The 14,813-nt window shown below is 58.0% G+C and carries 13 protein-coding genes and 1 tRNA gene; 2 read left to right on the forward strand and 12 right to left on the reverse strand.

The window, feature by feature from the left end; translation table 11 throughout:
- Window positions 1-206: 206 nt before the first annotated feature.
- The 7 genes from ABIE13_RS18835 to petA all read right to left on the reverse strand — a co-directional run bounded on the left by ABIE13_RS18835 (window position 207) and on the right by petA (window position 8,621).
- A complete protein-coding gene (locus tag ABIE13_RS18835) occupies window positions 207-4,067 on the reverse strand; it encodes a DUF11 domain-containing protein (protein WP_354446246.1) in 3,861 nt (1,286 codons plus the stop codon).
- A gap of 290 nt (window positions 4,068-4,357) precedes the next feature.
- Window positions 4,358-4,433: transfer RNA gene (locus tag ABIE13_RS18840), tRNA-Thr, on the reverse strand.
- Window positions 4,434-4,472: 39 nt separating this feature from the next.
- The gene (locus ABIE13_RS18845) at window positions 4,473-5,003 is read right to left on the reverse strand and encodes a ClpXP protease specificity-enhancing factor (RefSeq protein WP_354446247.1); all 531 of its coding nucleotides are present in this window, start codon (window positions 5,001-5,003) and stop codon (window positions 4,473-4,475) included.
- Between the two features lie 34 nt (window positions 5,004-5,037).
- Complete coding sequence (locus ABIE13_RS18850; RefSeq protein WP_354446249.1) at window positions 5,038-5,649, reverse strand: glutathione S-transferase N-terminal domain-containing protein; 612 nt, start codon at window positions 5,647-5,649, stop codon at window positions 5,038-5,040.
- A 102-nt stretch (window positions 5,650-5,751) separates the two neighbouring features.
- Entirely contained in the window at window positions 5,752-6,519 is a 768-nt protein-coding gene (locus ABIE13_RS18855; protein WP_354446251.1) for a cytochrome c1, read from the reverse strand.
- A gap of 20 nt (window positions 6,520-6,539) precedes the next feature.
- Complete coding sequence (locus ABIE13_RS18860; protein ID WP_354446253.1) at window positions 6,540-7,985, reverse strand: cytochrome b; 1,446 nt, start codon at window positions 7,983-7,985, stop codon at window positions 6,540-6,542.
- Between the two features lie 15 nt (window positions 7,986-8,000).
- Complete coding sequence (petA, locus tag ABIE13_RS18865) at window positions 8,001-8,621, reverse strand: ubiquinol-cytochrome c reductase iron-sulfur subunit (RefSeq protein WP_354446254.1); 621 nt, start codon at window positions 8,619-8,621, stop codon at window positions 8,001-8,003.
- A 343-nt stretch (window positions 8,622-8,964) separates the two neighbouring features.
- Here petA and mscL point away from each other — a divergent pair, with 343 nt between their 5' ends.
- Window positions 8,965-9,381: a large conductance mechanosensitive channel protein MscL gene (mscL, locus tag ABIE13_RS18870; protein WP_354446256.1), complete on the forward strand. Its 417-nt coding sequence runs from the start codon at window positions 8,965-8,967 to the stop codon at window positions 9,379-9,381.
- Window positions 9,382-9,447: 66 nt separating this feature from the next.
- Here mscL and pdxA read toward each other — a convergent pair whose 3' ends face one another.
- A complete protein-coding gene (gene pdxA, locus ABIE13_RS18875) occupies window positions 9,448-10,518 on the reverse strand; it encodes a 4-hydroxythreonine-4-phosphate dehydrogenase PdxA (protein ID WP_436278441.1) in 1,071 nt (356 codons plus the stop codon).
- A complete protein-coding gene (locus ABIE13_RS18880; RefSeq protein WP_354446258.1) occupies window positions 10,515-11,288 on the reverse strand; it encodes a Nif3-like dinuclear metal center hexameric protein in 774 nt (257 codons plus the stop codon). The genes pdxA and ABIE13_RS18880 overlap by 4 nt, the downstream gene beginning before the upstream one ends.
- Window positions 11,289-11,391: 103 nt before the next feature.
- On the opposite strand from ABIE13_RS18880, the gene ABIE13_RS18885 reads away from it, so the two are divergent.
- Window positions 11,392-12,537: a Do family serine endopeptidase gene (locus tag ABIE13_RS18885; RefSeq protein WP_354446260.1), complete on the forward strand. Its 1,146-nt coding sequence runs from the start codon at window positions 11,392-11,394 to the stop codon at window positions 12,535-12,537.
- A 437-nt stretch (window positions 12,538-12,974) separates the two neighbouring features.
- On the opposite strand, the gene tatC is transcribed toward ABIE13_RS18885, so the two are convergent.
- The 3 genes from tatC to tatA form a co-directional block, all read right to left on the reverse strand.
- Window positions 12,975-13,787, reverse strand: coding sequence for a twin-arginine translocase subunit TatC (tatC, locus tag ABIE13_RS18890; RefSeq protein ID WP_354446262.1), 813 nt, complete (start codon window positions 13,785-13,787; stop codon window positions 12,975-12,977).
- Between the two features lie 195 nt (window positions 13,788-13,982).
- Window positions 13,983-14,471, reverse strand: coding sequence for a Sec-independent protein translocase protein TatB (gene tatB / locus ABIE13_RS18895; RefSeq protein WP_354446264.1), 489 nt, complete (start codon window positions 14,469-14,471; stop codon window positions 13,983-13,985).
- 82 nt (window positions 14,472-14,553) lie between these two features.
- Window positions 14,554-14,790 carry a Sec-independent protein translocase subunit TatA gene (tatA, locus tag ABIE13_RS18900; RefSeq protein ID WP_354446266.1) on the reverse strand — a complete coding sequence of 79 codons (237 nt, stop codon included), beginning with the start codon at window positions 14,788-14,790 and terminating at the stop codon, window positions 14,554-14,556.
- Between the last annotated feature and the right edge of the window lie 23 nt (window positions 14,791-14,813).

Here is a 14,813-nt window from a genome sequence, read left to right on the forward strand (position 1 = left end):
GAACTCAGAAACCCCGTGCGCTGCAGTGTTCCTGCGCTCACCCTCATCGCCATCTGCATACAGCTCCCTCGCCCTTGGACCTTATGAATGCGCAGCCGCTCCAAGCGCCTGCATGCATCCGATTGTCATAGCGTCCGAGGCAGAAATCCAGGTTTTGTTCAAATTCCCTCAGCGCCTGCCACAGGGTGTCAGGCGTTGGTATTCAATTAGCGTTCGCGGCGACGGCGCCGATTCTCATAGTGGGCGAACCACCCTAGCGCCAACCCCATCAGTGCCAGGGCCAGCGGTGACGAAGCAGGAATCGGCTCAAGTTTGGACGTCGCCACCTGAGTCGTGACAGAACCGCAACTGCTCTCTGGCGCACATGTCAGGCCGGGCTCCGGCGGCGTGCTTCCACCTGTTGGGTCCACCGACGCATAGTTCACCAGCGCCCCATCCACCAAAGGGGCCAAGGCATTGATCCGTATAGTGGCTGCGCCGTTGGCGCTGCCGGCGGCAAGAGGCGCTGCCAGAGTCAATGTGCAGGTCAGGGTAGTTCCCGTTTGCGGCAGTGCGGGCAGGCAGCTCACCGTTTGAACATTGTTGCCCGGCACCACGGTCTGGGCTGCGACACCTGCAGGAAGCTTCTCCGTGACCGTAAGGGTCGTGCCGCTTTGCGTTTCACCGCTGTTACCCAACGCAATGGTGTAGGAGAGCGCGCGCCCCGCCCCCACCGTGGCCGGGCCTTCCTTGCTCAGGGTGATGTTGGCTGCAGTGGGAAGTTGCGTGCTTGCGCAGGACCTGGTCGCCAGCGGCTCTGGGCAGGCCTGGTCCACGACCGGAGGTAGAAACGGCCCTGTGGCGGGGTTCGTCACGCCGACCGAGTTGGTCAAAGTGCTGCCCGCGGGTGCGCTGCCCTGCACCGTGGCGACTACTGTAAAGCTCGCAGTCGCGCCCGGGGCCAGATCCATCGTCCAGGTGATGTTGCCGCCGGTTGCCGCAGCGTCATGAACGCCATTGCCAGTGGCCGACACAAAGCCGGTGTGCTCTGGCAAGGTGTCGCTGACCTGAATGCCTATCGCAGGCAGCGGCCCGGTGTTGCGCACAGTGACGGTGTAGGTCAGCGTATCGCCTGACCGCGCGGTGGCCTGATCCACGGTCTTGCCAATCTGCAGTTGGCCATCGTCCGTGCCGCGGATGGCCCCGATGGGGCTTTCTGCCGGGAGCATCGGGCTGGCGCCCAACGAAGCCCGAGATGCCGCGTTGTTGTTGGCAAGCTGACCGCGCAGCACACCTGTAGCGCTCACGTTCATCTCCAGACTGAACGCTTGTCCGGAAGCATAGCTCTGCGAAGAGCTGTATCGCAGCGCCCGGACATTCGCCAAGCCACCCAAGGTGGCTGGGTTACTGGTCCAATCACTCGCACAGCCTACTGGCTGGGTGGCGTACACCTCCGGACGGCACGGATTGGTCGACGCAGAGTATTGAACCGTGACGCCCGAAGGTAGGGGGGTGACCAGGCTGGTCAGCGTGGTTGCGAACTGGCTGCCTCGCGCATCGCCGCTGATGGTGCTGGTATCGCCAATGTTTGGAAGGACATCGTAGACCACCACATTGCCAAGCGTCTGTCCACCGGTGTTGGTCCAGGTCAAGCGGTAACGCGCGCTTCCATTGGGCAGGGAAATATGTCCTGGCGTTCCAGCAGGCTGGAACGCGGGATCCAGATCCCCCTGCACCTGCTTGGCCAGCGTATAGCCAGCGGCACCCTGGCCAGAGCGCACAAACGTAGCGGTGGACTGGCAATAGCTGACGCTCGTGCCACGCCCGCTCTGGTTGAGCGCGTCGGTGGTCTGGGGAGGGCTGGCGCTAGGGCTAGTAGGTTGGCAAATCTGTGACAGCGTCACATCGGGTGCATAGATGTTCATGCTGTTGGTATAGGTGCCGACTGCGATGGGGGATTCGACGAAGAAAGAGATGGTGTCGTTCAGCGTTTGCTGGCTCTGTGAGGTGAACGGTCCAGGCGGCCGCTCGGGCTGGAAGCTCACCCGATAGGCGCCGGCTGGGAATGTTCCCTCGGGAATTGTGAGGCGCACCAGTTCGCGCCCTGAGCCCATGTGATTGGGAATGATTTCGATAGCCGCGTTCACCACCCCCAAGATCGCCGAGGTCTGCGTATTGAGTATGGTGGCAGGTACCGTGGCGCTGGGGTACCCAAGCAAACTCATACCCTCGGGCAGCAGATCGGTCATGATCACATCGGACTCGACAGGCATTGGAGAATTCACATACCCCCACAAGCGGATGGGGGTGTAGTTTTTGCCGCTGGATGTCGATGTGGCGTAGAACTGGGACATGAATTTGTCCGCTTGCACTTGCACCGTAGGCGCGATGACCGTGAAGTACCCCATCGCACTGCTTTGGGTAAAGCTGGCCGCACCTCTCCAGTGCATTCGCGAGTAAGCGGTGTTGTTGATTCGGATGGCAGTCCGCGTAGCGTTGATGTTGTCATCCGTGAGCGGGTCCGCATAACCATGCACAGCCATTTCAAACTGTCGCAGGTCCGTATGGTTGGGCAAGTGCAGCATGGCCACCTGTTCCCTGTAAGCAGTCGGAATGGCAAACCACATCCGGCCACCTGTGATCGAGTCCTCCGACTCCATGTTCAGGTCAACGCGCGTGCCGTCCTTCATGATGGCTGCGGGGCGCCAGCCTGCTGCATACATCACGCGCAGACCTGTGGTGTTCGCTGTGTCGTAAAAGCGGGGACTCAGGGAGAAACGGATCGGGTGGAACGCGGGGCGTTGGCACAGATTGTTCAGTGGATCAGCTGATAGGTTCGTCGTCGTAGGGGCTAAGGCCTTGGAACTGTATGTGCCACTGGTTGAGGTGGACACATAGTTATCCAGACAGGGCATGGGATCTACCAACTCCGAGGAATAGCCCACCGGTGGAGGAGAAATATTAATGCGGAAAGACGCTTCGGCCTGTCCCCAGATCTGCGGCTGAGGCGCTTCCGCCAACCAATGTCCTGCGTAGGTTGGCGTCCCCTGGCTGTTGTTATTGGTGGCATTCAAGAAGCCGCGTGCCTCTTTGCCCACAATGTTGCCCAGCGGCGGCGCGCCGTGGTAGACCGTCATCGTATGCTGTGCCGTGGCAGTGCGCGGAGCTCCCTCGCTAATGCTCTGGTAGCGAGACTGCACCGGGTTGACGATGCTTGCTCCATTAGCAACCACAGTGCCAGGATAGCTTACGCCATCGTTGATCCGCACCGTGACGTCGTACTCGAAGTGGTTCGTGTCCGGTTGCGAGCAGCGAGCGGGCAAGTTCGTCCACGTCAGAGTGCGAGCGCCAGCGTTATACACGGCCGCAGGGCTGGACGACACGTAGGTGACGGTGTTGGGCAAGGTATCGACGAGGTCGAAGCTTTGCAGCGCCAGATGCCCGTAAAAACTATCTGAGCCCGCACAAAATGCAGTGATGCGGTAGGTCACCTCATCGCCTATCACCCCGACGTTACCGGTCAGCGATCTTTTGGCCAAACTCATGCTAACCGACGCAGTTGCGGTAGCCAACACAGGTGCGGCGGTCGCCGTCTGGATATTGCTTCCCGAAATAGAGGGTGCCAACGACCAACTGGTGTTGTTGAAGGTCACGTAATCGGGCGGAGTCAGGTTCAGCTGAAAAGTGCTGGACTGTCCATTGGTGGGGATGGTGGGAGGCAGGGTGATCAGCAGATCGGTGCCTGACATGCTGAATGTGGCGCCAGGTGGCAAAAGAGTCACGGACCGGGCCCAATTGGCCACTGTCCACCCCGCGGGGTTCGGCACAGCGGCGCCCAACGGAACCCGGACCACCATGTTGTCGCAACTCATCTCCCCCGGCACAGCGGGCACGCTTGGAGAGCAGGTGTAATTGATTTGGTACTGAAACTGCGTCCCCGAAAGGGCTGACCCTGACGCCGGGTTGATCAGCTGAATTGCTATGGAACTGACTGCAGCGGATGACGGCAGCGCCATGCAAAGCAATGTGAGAACGCCGAGACAGCGCAAAATCCAGTGTGTCCACAGGCGGTGTGTAAACGTCGACATGCGACACCTTTCAAAATCGGGGTTTAGCGAGCACGAAATAGCTCTGAACGACGGTTGAAAGTCGCACCAAATGACTCGAAGTTAAATTTTAGTTACACACGACACATTTCAAATTAACTTTGGTTAAGCCTTGCGGTCAGATCGATGAATTCGTGAAATAAGTCACCAAACCGGGACCCGAGATGCGTCAAACAAAAAATAATCGAGAACTTACGACGATGGATGGTGCAGAACCGTCAGGACAACAAAAAACCCGCAATGCAAGAAAGCATTGCGGGTTTCGTGTTTTTTGGTGCCGCTTGTCGGACTCGAACTGACGACCTACCGCTTACAAGGCGGGTGCTCTACCAACTGAGCTAAAGCGGCGAAGCTAGTATTCTAGCCTATAAGTAGCTCATTAATTGGCTACTTGATGCGTTTTAGTGCAGGCCTTTTATGTTTCCCAGGCGATGCCGGAGCGGGAGGCTCGGGATCATTGTCTTGAGCCTCTTCGGGCTCTGAACTTTGAACCAGTTGAATCCCACCACGCGCGTTTTCTGCGGGCGTTGGAGTCACCGATGACGCATCGGGCTGAACCTGGTCCGTGCGCGATTCATCCGCAGGTGCTGCAGGCGCCGAGACAGGAAACGCCATGCCTTGCCCGTTTTCACGTGCGTAGATTGCGATGATCCGATCCATGGGCACAATGATTTCACGTGCCACTCCGCCGAAGCGCGCTTTGAACTCGACAAAATCATTGCCCAGCTTCAATGCACTGGTGGCATCGAAGCTGATGTTCAAAACGATCTCTCCGTTTTGCACGAACTCACGTGGAACCTGAACCCTCTCGTCGACCACGACGGCGATGAAGGGTGTCAGGCCATTGTCGGTGCACCATTCGTACAACGCCCGTATAAGGTACGGCCGAGTGGACGTGGAATCAAGTGCGCTCATCATCGCCAAAGCATCCTATGTACGCAATACGGGCGCATTACTTGCGCATGACTTTCTCAGAAGGCGTCAGCGCCTCAATGTACGCAGGGCGCGAGAAGATGCGCTCAGCATATTTCAGAAGCGGCGCTGCATTCTTTGAAAGATCAATACCGTAGTAATCCAGGCGCCACAGCAGCGGAGCCAGGGCAACGTCCAGCATAGAGAAATTGTCGCCCAGGATGTATTTGTTCTTGAGGAACACCGGCGCCATCTGCGTCAAGCGGTCACGGATGTTGGAGCGCGCTTTCTCGAGTGCTTTATCGTTGCCTTTGCTGGCACGATTTTCCAGCGTGCTGACGTGGGCGAACAGCTCTTTCTCGAAGTTGAGCAAGAACAGGCGAACGCGTGCACGATCTACAGGGTCCCCTGGCATCAACTGCGGATGAGGAAAACGCTCGTCGATGTATTCGTTGATGATGTTCGACTCATACAGAATCAGGTCGCGCTCGACCAGGATAGGAACCTGGCCGTACGGATTCATCACGCCGATGTCTTCTGGCTTGTTATACAGATCTACATCGCGGATCTCGAAATCCATACCTTTTTCGAACAACACGAAACGGCAACGATGCGAGAAGGGGCAGGTTGTTCCTGAATACAGCACCATCATGGTGAGAGGCTCCTTAAAACCAAAAGAGTGGAGGAGATGCCGGCATCGGCGCCCCCCCACTCTGTGTCAAGCCAGCTGTGAAAGCCGGCCGAAGAATGAAACTTACTTGACGTCTTTCCAGTACGCCGCGTTCAATCGCCATGCGATGAATGTAAACAGCAGCAAGAACATCAGCACCCAAACGCCAATACTTACGCGTTTATTTTGCGCTGGTTCTCCCATCCATTTCAAGTAGTTCACCAGATCGCCCACCGCTTGATCGTACTGCAGCGGCGTCATGGTACCTGGCGAGACCTGCTCCCAGCGTCCTGTAAAGACATGGACTTCATGGCCATGCTCTTCGCGCGTCTCGAAAATAGGCTTGCGCTCACCTTGCAATTCCCACAGCGGATGAGGCATACCGATGTTGGGGAAGGCCAGGTTATTCCAGCCTGGTGGGCGGCTTGCGTCGCGGTAATAGCTACGGAACAGCGTGTAGATGTAATCCGCTCCGGTGCCACCAGCGCCGGCACGCGAACGTGCAATCAAGGTGAGATCAGGCGGATTGGAACCGAACCAGGCTTTGGCCTGGCGTGGATCAATATTGGCCTTCATGGTGTCTCCCACCTTGTCGGTGGCAAACAGCAGGTTGTCCTTGATTTGCTGCTCGGTCAGGCCGATATCGGTCAACCGGTTGTAGCGCATGAAGGCGGCTGAGTGGCAGCTCAGGCAGTAGTTGACGAACAGCTTGGCACCGTTTTGCAGCGAGGCTGTGTCATTGATTTTTCCAGGCGCTGTGTCCCATGGAATACCCGCGGACGCAGCGTTTGCGCCGGCAGCCAGGTTCAGTGCGAGCAACAGGCCGAAGACCAATTTCTTGTAGAAGTTCATGTTTGCAGTCTCCAGCGTCTTCAGTGCGATGTGAACGTAATACGTTCAGGCACCTGCTTCGGCTCGCCAATTTGGCTCCACCACGGCATGAGCAGGAAGAATCCAAAGTAGAACAAGGTGCCCACCATGGCGACCAGTTCGTTGGTCATCCAGCTCAGCGAAGCCGTGCTGAAAATTGGACCCGGCGCCTTGATGCCAAGGATCATGAGAATGATGAACCAAACCACAAAGACGCCATAGAGCACTTTGTGCCAATCAGGCCTGTAGCGGATCGAGCGGGCAGGACTGTGATCCAGCCATGGCAGGAAGAACAGGATGATGACGGCACCGCCCATGACGACCACGCCCCAGAACTTGGCATCAAAAGTCTTGAGCAGGACGATGGCAACCAATGCAGCGACCGCAATGGCGACCTTGATCAACATGGAGGACTTGCTCTTGAGGAAGGTGAGCACCGCAGCCAACGCAATGATGATGGACAGGACGTTGACCATGAGGTCAGTCGTCGCACGCAACATGGAGTAGAACGGGGTGAAATACCAAACCGGTGCAATGTGCGAAGGCGTCACCAGCGGATCAGCGGGAATGAAGTTGTTGTATTCCAGGAAGTAGCCCCCCATCTCTGGCGCAAAGAACACCACAGCGAAGAAGATCATCAGGAAGACACTCACGCCCACGATGTCGTGCACCGTGTAGTAAGGATGGAATGGAACACCATCCGCAGGCGCATCAGGCGACCAGCGGTTGCCTTTGGGGCCCGCCTTGATCTCAACGCCATCCGGGTTGTTGGAGCCTACGTCGTGCAAGGCCAACAAGTGAGCAACCACCAGGCCAATCAGAACCAGCGGCACGGCAATGACGTGGAATGCAAAGAAGCGGTTCAGCGTTGCATCACCCACCACATAGTCACCACGGATCAGCAGAGCCAGGTCAGGACCTATGAAAGGCACAGCGGAGAACAGGTTCACGATCACCTGAGCGCCCCAGTAGGACATCTGGCCCCAAGGCAGCAGATAGCCCATGAACGCCTCTGCCATCAGGCACAGGAAAATGGCGCAACCGAAAACCCAGACCAGCTCGCGTGGCTTGCGGTAGCTTCCGTAGATCAAGCCGCGGTACATGTGCAAATACACCACCACAAAGAACGCCGAGGCGCCTGTGGAGTGCATGTAGCGAATCAGCCAGCCCCAGGGTACATCACGCATGATGTACTCCACGGATTCAAATGCCTTGGCGGCGTCCGGCTTGTAATGCATCACCAGGAAGATGCCGGTGACGATCTGGATCACCAGAACCAGCATCGCCAGCGAGCCGAAAAAATACCAGAAGTTGAAGTTCTTCGGTGCGTAGTACTCCGACATGTGTTTGCGGTACTCCGCGAACACAGTTGGAAAACGGTTATTGAACCAGTTGCCCACTTTGGCGCCCACGGGCGCGTTGGGGGAAATTTCCTTGAATTCAGCCATGTCCCTCTACCTTTTTCAAGCTTTTTTGTCTTCGCCGATCAACATCTTGGCGTCTGACAGGTACATGTAGGGGGGCACTTCGAGGTTATCTGGTGCCGGCTTGTTCTTGAACACACGGCCCGCCATATCAAAGGTGGAGCCATGGCAAGGGCAGAAAAATCCGCCTTCCCAGTTGTCTGGTAGCGAAGGCTGAGGTCCGGTCTGCAGACGATCAACGGGCGAGCAACCCAAATGAGTGCAGATGCCCACCACCACGAGGAACTCCTCCTTGATGGAACGCCATTCGTTCTGAGCATATTCCGGTGTGGGATACGCTGTACGCAACGATTTGGGGTCAGCCACCTCCGCGTCAGTCTTCTTGAGCGTCGCCAGCATCTCAGGCGTGCGGCGCAGAATCCAGACGGGCTTGCCGCGCCATTCGACGGTCATCTTGTCGCCTGGCTTGAGGCTGCTGATGTCAACCTCCACGGCAGCCCCGGCAGCCTTGGCTTTTTCCGAGGGCTGGATACTGGAGACGAAGGGCACGGCTGCGAAGCCAGCCCCTACGGCACCAGCACATCCCGAGGCGATCAACCAAGTGCGCTTACTGGCATCGAGGGGGGCGGGAGTGAATGTGTTGGACGGAGCGTCACTCATGGCTGTCCTATGGGTATGTTCTTGGTATGTAATGTCGCGACATCAGTGTCTGAACCTGAAAGCTGCCAGGTAGAAATCAGTCGAATTCAACGCTCACCGATGTAAAAACCGTAGCAACTTCTCCAGTCATTGCAAGGTTTTACGCCGCATGGCTTTGATTTTCGGCTCAATCGCCCCCGAGTACTTCCAACTCATGACACTATGGTCAACTCGCGATTGTAGCGGAGCCGATAGGGGGCGACAGGAGCAAGAGCACCTGTTGCAGTCATGAACCTGCGGGCTTGACAACCATATGCACCCGGCAATACTTGCGCATTCATCAACTTTTACAGGAGCGGACAGTATGGGAATAATCTCGGAATTCAAGGAATTCGCGATCAAGGGCAACGCCATGGACCTGGCGGTCGGTGTGATCATCGGCGCCGCCTTCGGCAAGATCGTGGACTCGATCGTGGGCGACTTGATCATGCCCATCGCCGGTAAGGTGGTCGGCGGACTGGATTTTTCCAACTACTACATTCCGCTTGCTGGCCAGGCATCAGGCCTGGCATTGGTCGAAGCCAAAAAGCTCGGAGCGGTGTTCGCCTACGGCAGTTTCATTACTATCTTGGTGAACTTCCTCATTCTGGCGTTCATCATTTTCCTGATGGTCAAGCAGATCAATCGCTTGAAAAAGGCTGAACCTGCTCCCGCACCTGAAGCGCCCCCGGAAGAGGTCGAATTGCTGCGCGAAATTCGTGACAGCCTGAAGCGCGGATAAATCGATTCGAGGGCTCCAAAAGCGCAGCAACTCGCCTCTACCGTGACATCCGCGGTAGAGGTTTTTTCATTCGGAAGATGCTGGAATAAGTTGGCGCGCCATGTGAACGGCAGCCATCAGGCTGGCGGGGTCGGCCTGACCACTGCCGGCAATATCAAACGCTGTGCCGTGGTCAGGGCTGGTACGCACAAAAGGCAGCCCCAGCGTGACATTGACGCCCTGCTCCACGCCCAGATACTTGACGGGAATCAAGCCCTGGTCGTGGTACATGGCCACCACCACGTCGAATTCACCAGCTCGCTTGGGGGTGGCACGCGCTCGCATGAACACGGTGTCTGGCGCGAAGGGCCCCCGCGCATCAATCCCCTCGGCCTGCGCCGCTGCCACGGCTGGCGAGATGACTTCAATTTCCTCCCGACCGAATAGACCTCCCTCCCCCGCGTGCGGGTTGAGGCCAGCCACGCCGATGCGCGGCGCCCTCTGTAGCGCTGCGCCGACAGATTGATGGGTAATGCGCAGCGTCTGCAAAATATTTTCTCTGGTGACTTTTTCCAGGGCGTCACGCAGAGAAAGGTGAATGCTCACGAGCACGGTACGCAACTCCTCATTGGCCAGCATCATGCGCACGGGCACCTCATGAGTGGGCTTGCCGAGGTGCGCAGCTGCTTCGGCTTGCAACAGCTCCGTATGACCCGGGAACCAGGTGTAGGGTTCTCCTGCGGCTGCCAAAGCTTCCTTATGCAAAGGTGCAGTCACCACCGCGGCCACCTCGCCGCGAAGTGCGGCCCGGGCAGCCCAGAACACGCAGTCTCCGGCCATTTTGCCGGCGATTGCGCTCACTTCGCCAAGCGGCACCAGTACCCCAGGCTCCACGACTTGCAACACGGGAACGCAGCCAGGCGGCACATCCCAAGCCTGCTGTGGCGATTCAATCAGAGCCACAGGAAGGCTCGCTCCCTGGCTTGCCTGCACAATCTGAGCCGCGCGGCGCAGCGTGGCGAGGTCGCCCGCGACAAAGCATCCGCGAGTCAACCCATGCGCGTCACGAAACGCTTTGGCGATAATTTCAGGCCCAATGCCCGCGGGGTCTCCCATGGTGATGGCCAAGGGCTTTTGCAAAGGCGGCGCGGTCATCATGCGGGGTTGTCGATATCGATGAATTGGTGGGAAATACCCAACTGCGCCGCGACATGTGCTCCCAATGCCGGGGCGCCATACCTTTCGGTGGCATGGTGGCCACAGGCGAAGAATGAAACTCCGCACTCCCTGGCCAAATGAGCCTGTGGCTCGGATATTTCCCCGGTAATGAATGCTTGGGCCCCAGCAGCGATGGCTGCTTCAAAATAGCTCTGTGCACCGCCCGTGCACCAAGCCACCCTCTCGATGGGCTCGCGCTTTCCTTGGATCGCCACTACCGGACGGCCCAGCGCGTGTTCCAGCTGCCATGAGAGCACATCCGCGTCTGCGAAGGTCTCGCCGTCCAGGCGGCCGCCAATGAAACCCAGGTCTTGCTCCCCGAAGCGTCCCGTCGCTTGCAAACCCAAGACCCTGGCCAATTGAGCGTTGTTGCCCAATACGGGATGGGCATCAAGAGGAAGATGGTAGGCCAGCAGATTGATTTCGTGGGACAAGAGCAGGCGCAGCCGCTCTTTGAGCCATCCGGTGATGACGCCGCTCTGGCCTCGCCAGAACAGACCGTGATGGACCAGGATGGCGTCAGCACCGGCGTCTATGGCGGCTTCGATCAAGGCTCGGCTCGCTGTAACGCCAGACACCAGCTTGCGAATCTGCGCCCGGCCTTCCACCTGCAGGCCGTTAGGCCCGTAGTCCTTGAAGCGCTCAGGCTGCATTTCGGCATTGCAGGCAGCCAGCAATGCCGACCGATCGGTTTGGGAGGTTTCAGGCATAGGGGTCATTGTCGGTGAAAGGCACATTGCCAGCATGCCGGGAGCCTACAATGTCTCGCTCCGCGCATTTGTCCGCACTTACAACGCCCTCCTCAGGCTCTTCATGAAACGTCTCTGGCTTTTGTTTGCCCAGGCAGCCACTGTGCTGCTGGCAGCCTATTTTGTCGTTGGCACGCTCAAGCCTCAATGGCTGGGGCGCGCCGTCTCGAGCACCGTGGGGACGGTCTCGATCCTGGAAGCGCCTGCGCCCACACCGGGAACCATTGCTGAAGGCAGTTTCAGTGCGGCGGTCAAGCGTGCTGCCCCGGCCGTGGTCAGCATCAATACCAGCAAGACTTCGCGGCACCCTAACGCCAGAGACCCCTGGTTTCGCTTTTTCTTCGGCGATCAGGGTGAACAGCAGCAAGCTGGCCTGGGTTCTGGCGTCATCATGAGCCCACAGGGCTACGTGCTCACCAACAACCACGTTGTCGAGGGTGCCGACGAGATTGAAGTGCTTCTGGCCGATGCTCGCCGTGCGGCCGCCAAGGTCATAGGCACCGACCCGGAGTCGGATCTGGCCGTGCTGAAGATCGATCTGGACAAACTGCCAGTGATCGTTCTAGGCGATTCTGACCACCTGCAAGTAGGAGACAGGGTCCTGGCCATTGGAAACCCATTTGGCGTCGGCCAGACGGTCACCAGCGGGATCGTGAGTGCCTTGGGGCGAAATCAACTGGGAATCAATACGTTCGAGAACTTCATCCAGACCGATGCCGCCATCAACCCCGGGAACTCAGGCGGTGCGCTCATTGACGTCAACGGCAACCTGATGGGGGTCAACACCGCCATTTATTCGCGGTCAGGCGGAAGCATGGGTATTGGCTTTGCGATTCCCGTGTCCACTGCCAAGCAGGTGATGGAAAGCATCGTCAAGAATGGTCAGGTCGTGCGTGGCTGGATCGGCATAGAGCCCGGCGAGTTGACCCCTGAGCTGGCGCAGACCTTTGGCGTCAACACGCAGCAAGGCGTCATCGTGACAGGCGTACTCAACGGCGGCCCCGCTGCGCAGGCGGGCATTCGGCCCGGGGATGTGATCACCCAGGTGGGCGGAGAGTCCATACGCACGGTGTCCGAGTTACTGACGCGTATTGCAGCGCTGGCTCCCGGGCAAGCCTCAGCGTTCACGCTGCAAAGGCGTGGAGAGCAGGTTCAGGCCAGCGTGACGCCCACGCAGCGGCCTCGGCCGCGGCAGCAACAGGGGCGCTGAGGGAAGCGGCCCTAGAACGGCTGCCAGAGCTCACTGGAGGCCATCATGGCCGCGCTGAGTAGCCAGGGCGCTCTTGCGCCGGCAAGCAGAACTGGCTTGACCCACGAGTGATTTTCGAATGACGCTGCGGGGTGGGCGCCACTTCACGGGCGGGCGGTGTTTGCCTTGTTGCTGAGACGCCGCTTCATTGGGCGTAAGTGGCAGCGGGGCGTTTTGACGAACACTGCCCGCGGGAAGCCGCAAGAAGATGCCAAGCTGGAGCTTGGCGCTCCCAGGTCAACAGCCAACAGCCAACAGCCAACAGCCAACAGTCAATAGCCAATAGCCAACCGACAGCTGCGGCAACCGCCTCAGCCAAGGACAAGCAAAGTCAGCGCCCTGGCACCCGGGGCGGCCTAACGCAGCATGGACCTGCGTAGGCGGCTGGGAACAGCTGATTAATCCTGCTTCACGACTTCGGCAGATTTCTCATCTGCCTCGTCTTCGGGCTTTTTGGTGTGTTTAATGAAAAGCTGGGCAGCCCATATGCCCACTTCGTAAAGTATGCACATGGGGATCGCCAGTGCGAGCTGGGAAACCACGTCTGGCGGGGTCACTACCGCAGCAACGACAAATGCAAGGACGATGAAATAACCGCGGAACTGCCGCAACTGCGCAATGGTCACTACGCCGATACGAGCCAGAACGACCACTGCAATGGGCACTTCGAACGCCAGCCCGAATGCCAGGAACATGGTCATCACGAAGCTTAGATAGGCCTCAATGTCTGGCGCGGCGGTAATGCTCTGAGGCGCGAACTGCTGGATGAACGCGAAGACTTTCCCAAAGACGAGAAAGTAACAGAAGGACACTCCCGCGAAAAAAAGCAGTGTGCTGGATACGACCAGCGGTAACACCATTTTTTTCTCATGGGAGTAGAGACCAGGCGCAACGAATGCCCACACCTGGTACAACACGACGGGCAAGGCAATCAAAAAAGCCGCCATAAGCAAAATCTTCAGCGGCACCATGAATGGCGATATGACCGAAGTAGCGATCATGGTCGCGCCTGGAGGCAAATGCGCGACCAGCGGCTGGGCCAACAGATCGTAGAGATGTCCAGGACCAGGGTAGATTGCCAGCACCGCAGCAACAATGCCCACCGCGACGAGTGCTTTTATAAGCCGGTCGCGCAACTCCATCAAATGCGTGACGAATGGCTGCTCAGTGCCTGCGAGTTCGTCTTCTGGGTCGGGCTTTGGGTTGGACATCTCGTTCTTTTCCACGACAGGTGGATCTACCGCTTTGCGGCGTCAATGACAAGGGCGATCAAGAAATCTGCCGTCGGCTACAGACGCTATGGAGCGGAGAATCACCCGCCAATATTCATTGCTGGGCTGCCCCGAACTGAAAAACTTCCCCCGGGGGCAGCAGACCGCAAATCGGCACAACATGGGGGTTATTCTTCATTGGCTCTTAGGTCTGTAACGTGCCACGCGCGCTGCACCTGATTGTGCTTGGCGGCGCACGCCGTGGCGCACTTTGTACCACTGGGGCGTGGATCCCCGCTTCAGACGCCACTTCTTGCCTGGGTTCTTGTACGAAGGCGGAGGGGGCTCCCAAGTGTGGCTTGTGCCACTGCTTGCGTCGTCCGTGCTGCCTGCGTTGTCCAGGCCGGTGGTGACACTGGACCATTCCTTCTCAAAATCAGATTGGGTGGAATGAATGCTTTTTTCGACCTCTCGGCCAGCATCCTCCATCGATTCCTTCATTTTCTTGAGTTCGTCCAGGTCCATCGACCGATTGACCTCAGCCTTGACGTCAGCGACGTAACGCTGCGCCTTGCCCAGCAGCGTACCCACGGTACGCGCAACGCGTGGCAATTTCTCCGGTCCGATGACGATCAACGCCACCGCTCCGATGAGCGCCATTTTGGAAATGCCGAGATCTAGCATAAGCGTTTGACTTCAACGTCAATCGCCCGGCCAACAGCGGATTCGCTGCCAGGAGCCGGGTCACTGAGGCTGAAATGAAAGATCAGCTCTTCTCTTTGGCTTGCACGTCAATCGTGGTCTTTTCAGCCGCTGCGTTAGCGACCTGACCTGCTGCAGGCTTGTTGGGGTCAGCATCGGCAGATCCGTCTTTCATGCCGTCCTTGAAGCCCTTGACGGCACCACCTAGATCGGTGCCCATGTTTTTCAGTTTCTTGGTGCCAAAGATCATGACGACGATCAGCAGCACAATCAGCCAGTGCCAGATGGAAAAGGTACCCATTGCAATTCTCCTTGCGAATCAGT

This window comes from Ottowia thiooxydans (assembly GCF_040548795.1).
Lineage (GTDB): Bacteria > Pseudomonadota > Gammaproteobacteria > Burkholderiales > Burkholderiaceae_C > Ottowia > Ottowia thiooxydans_A.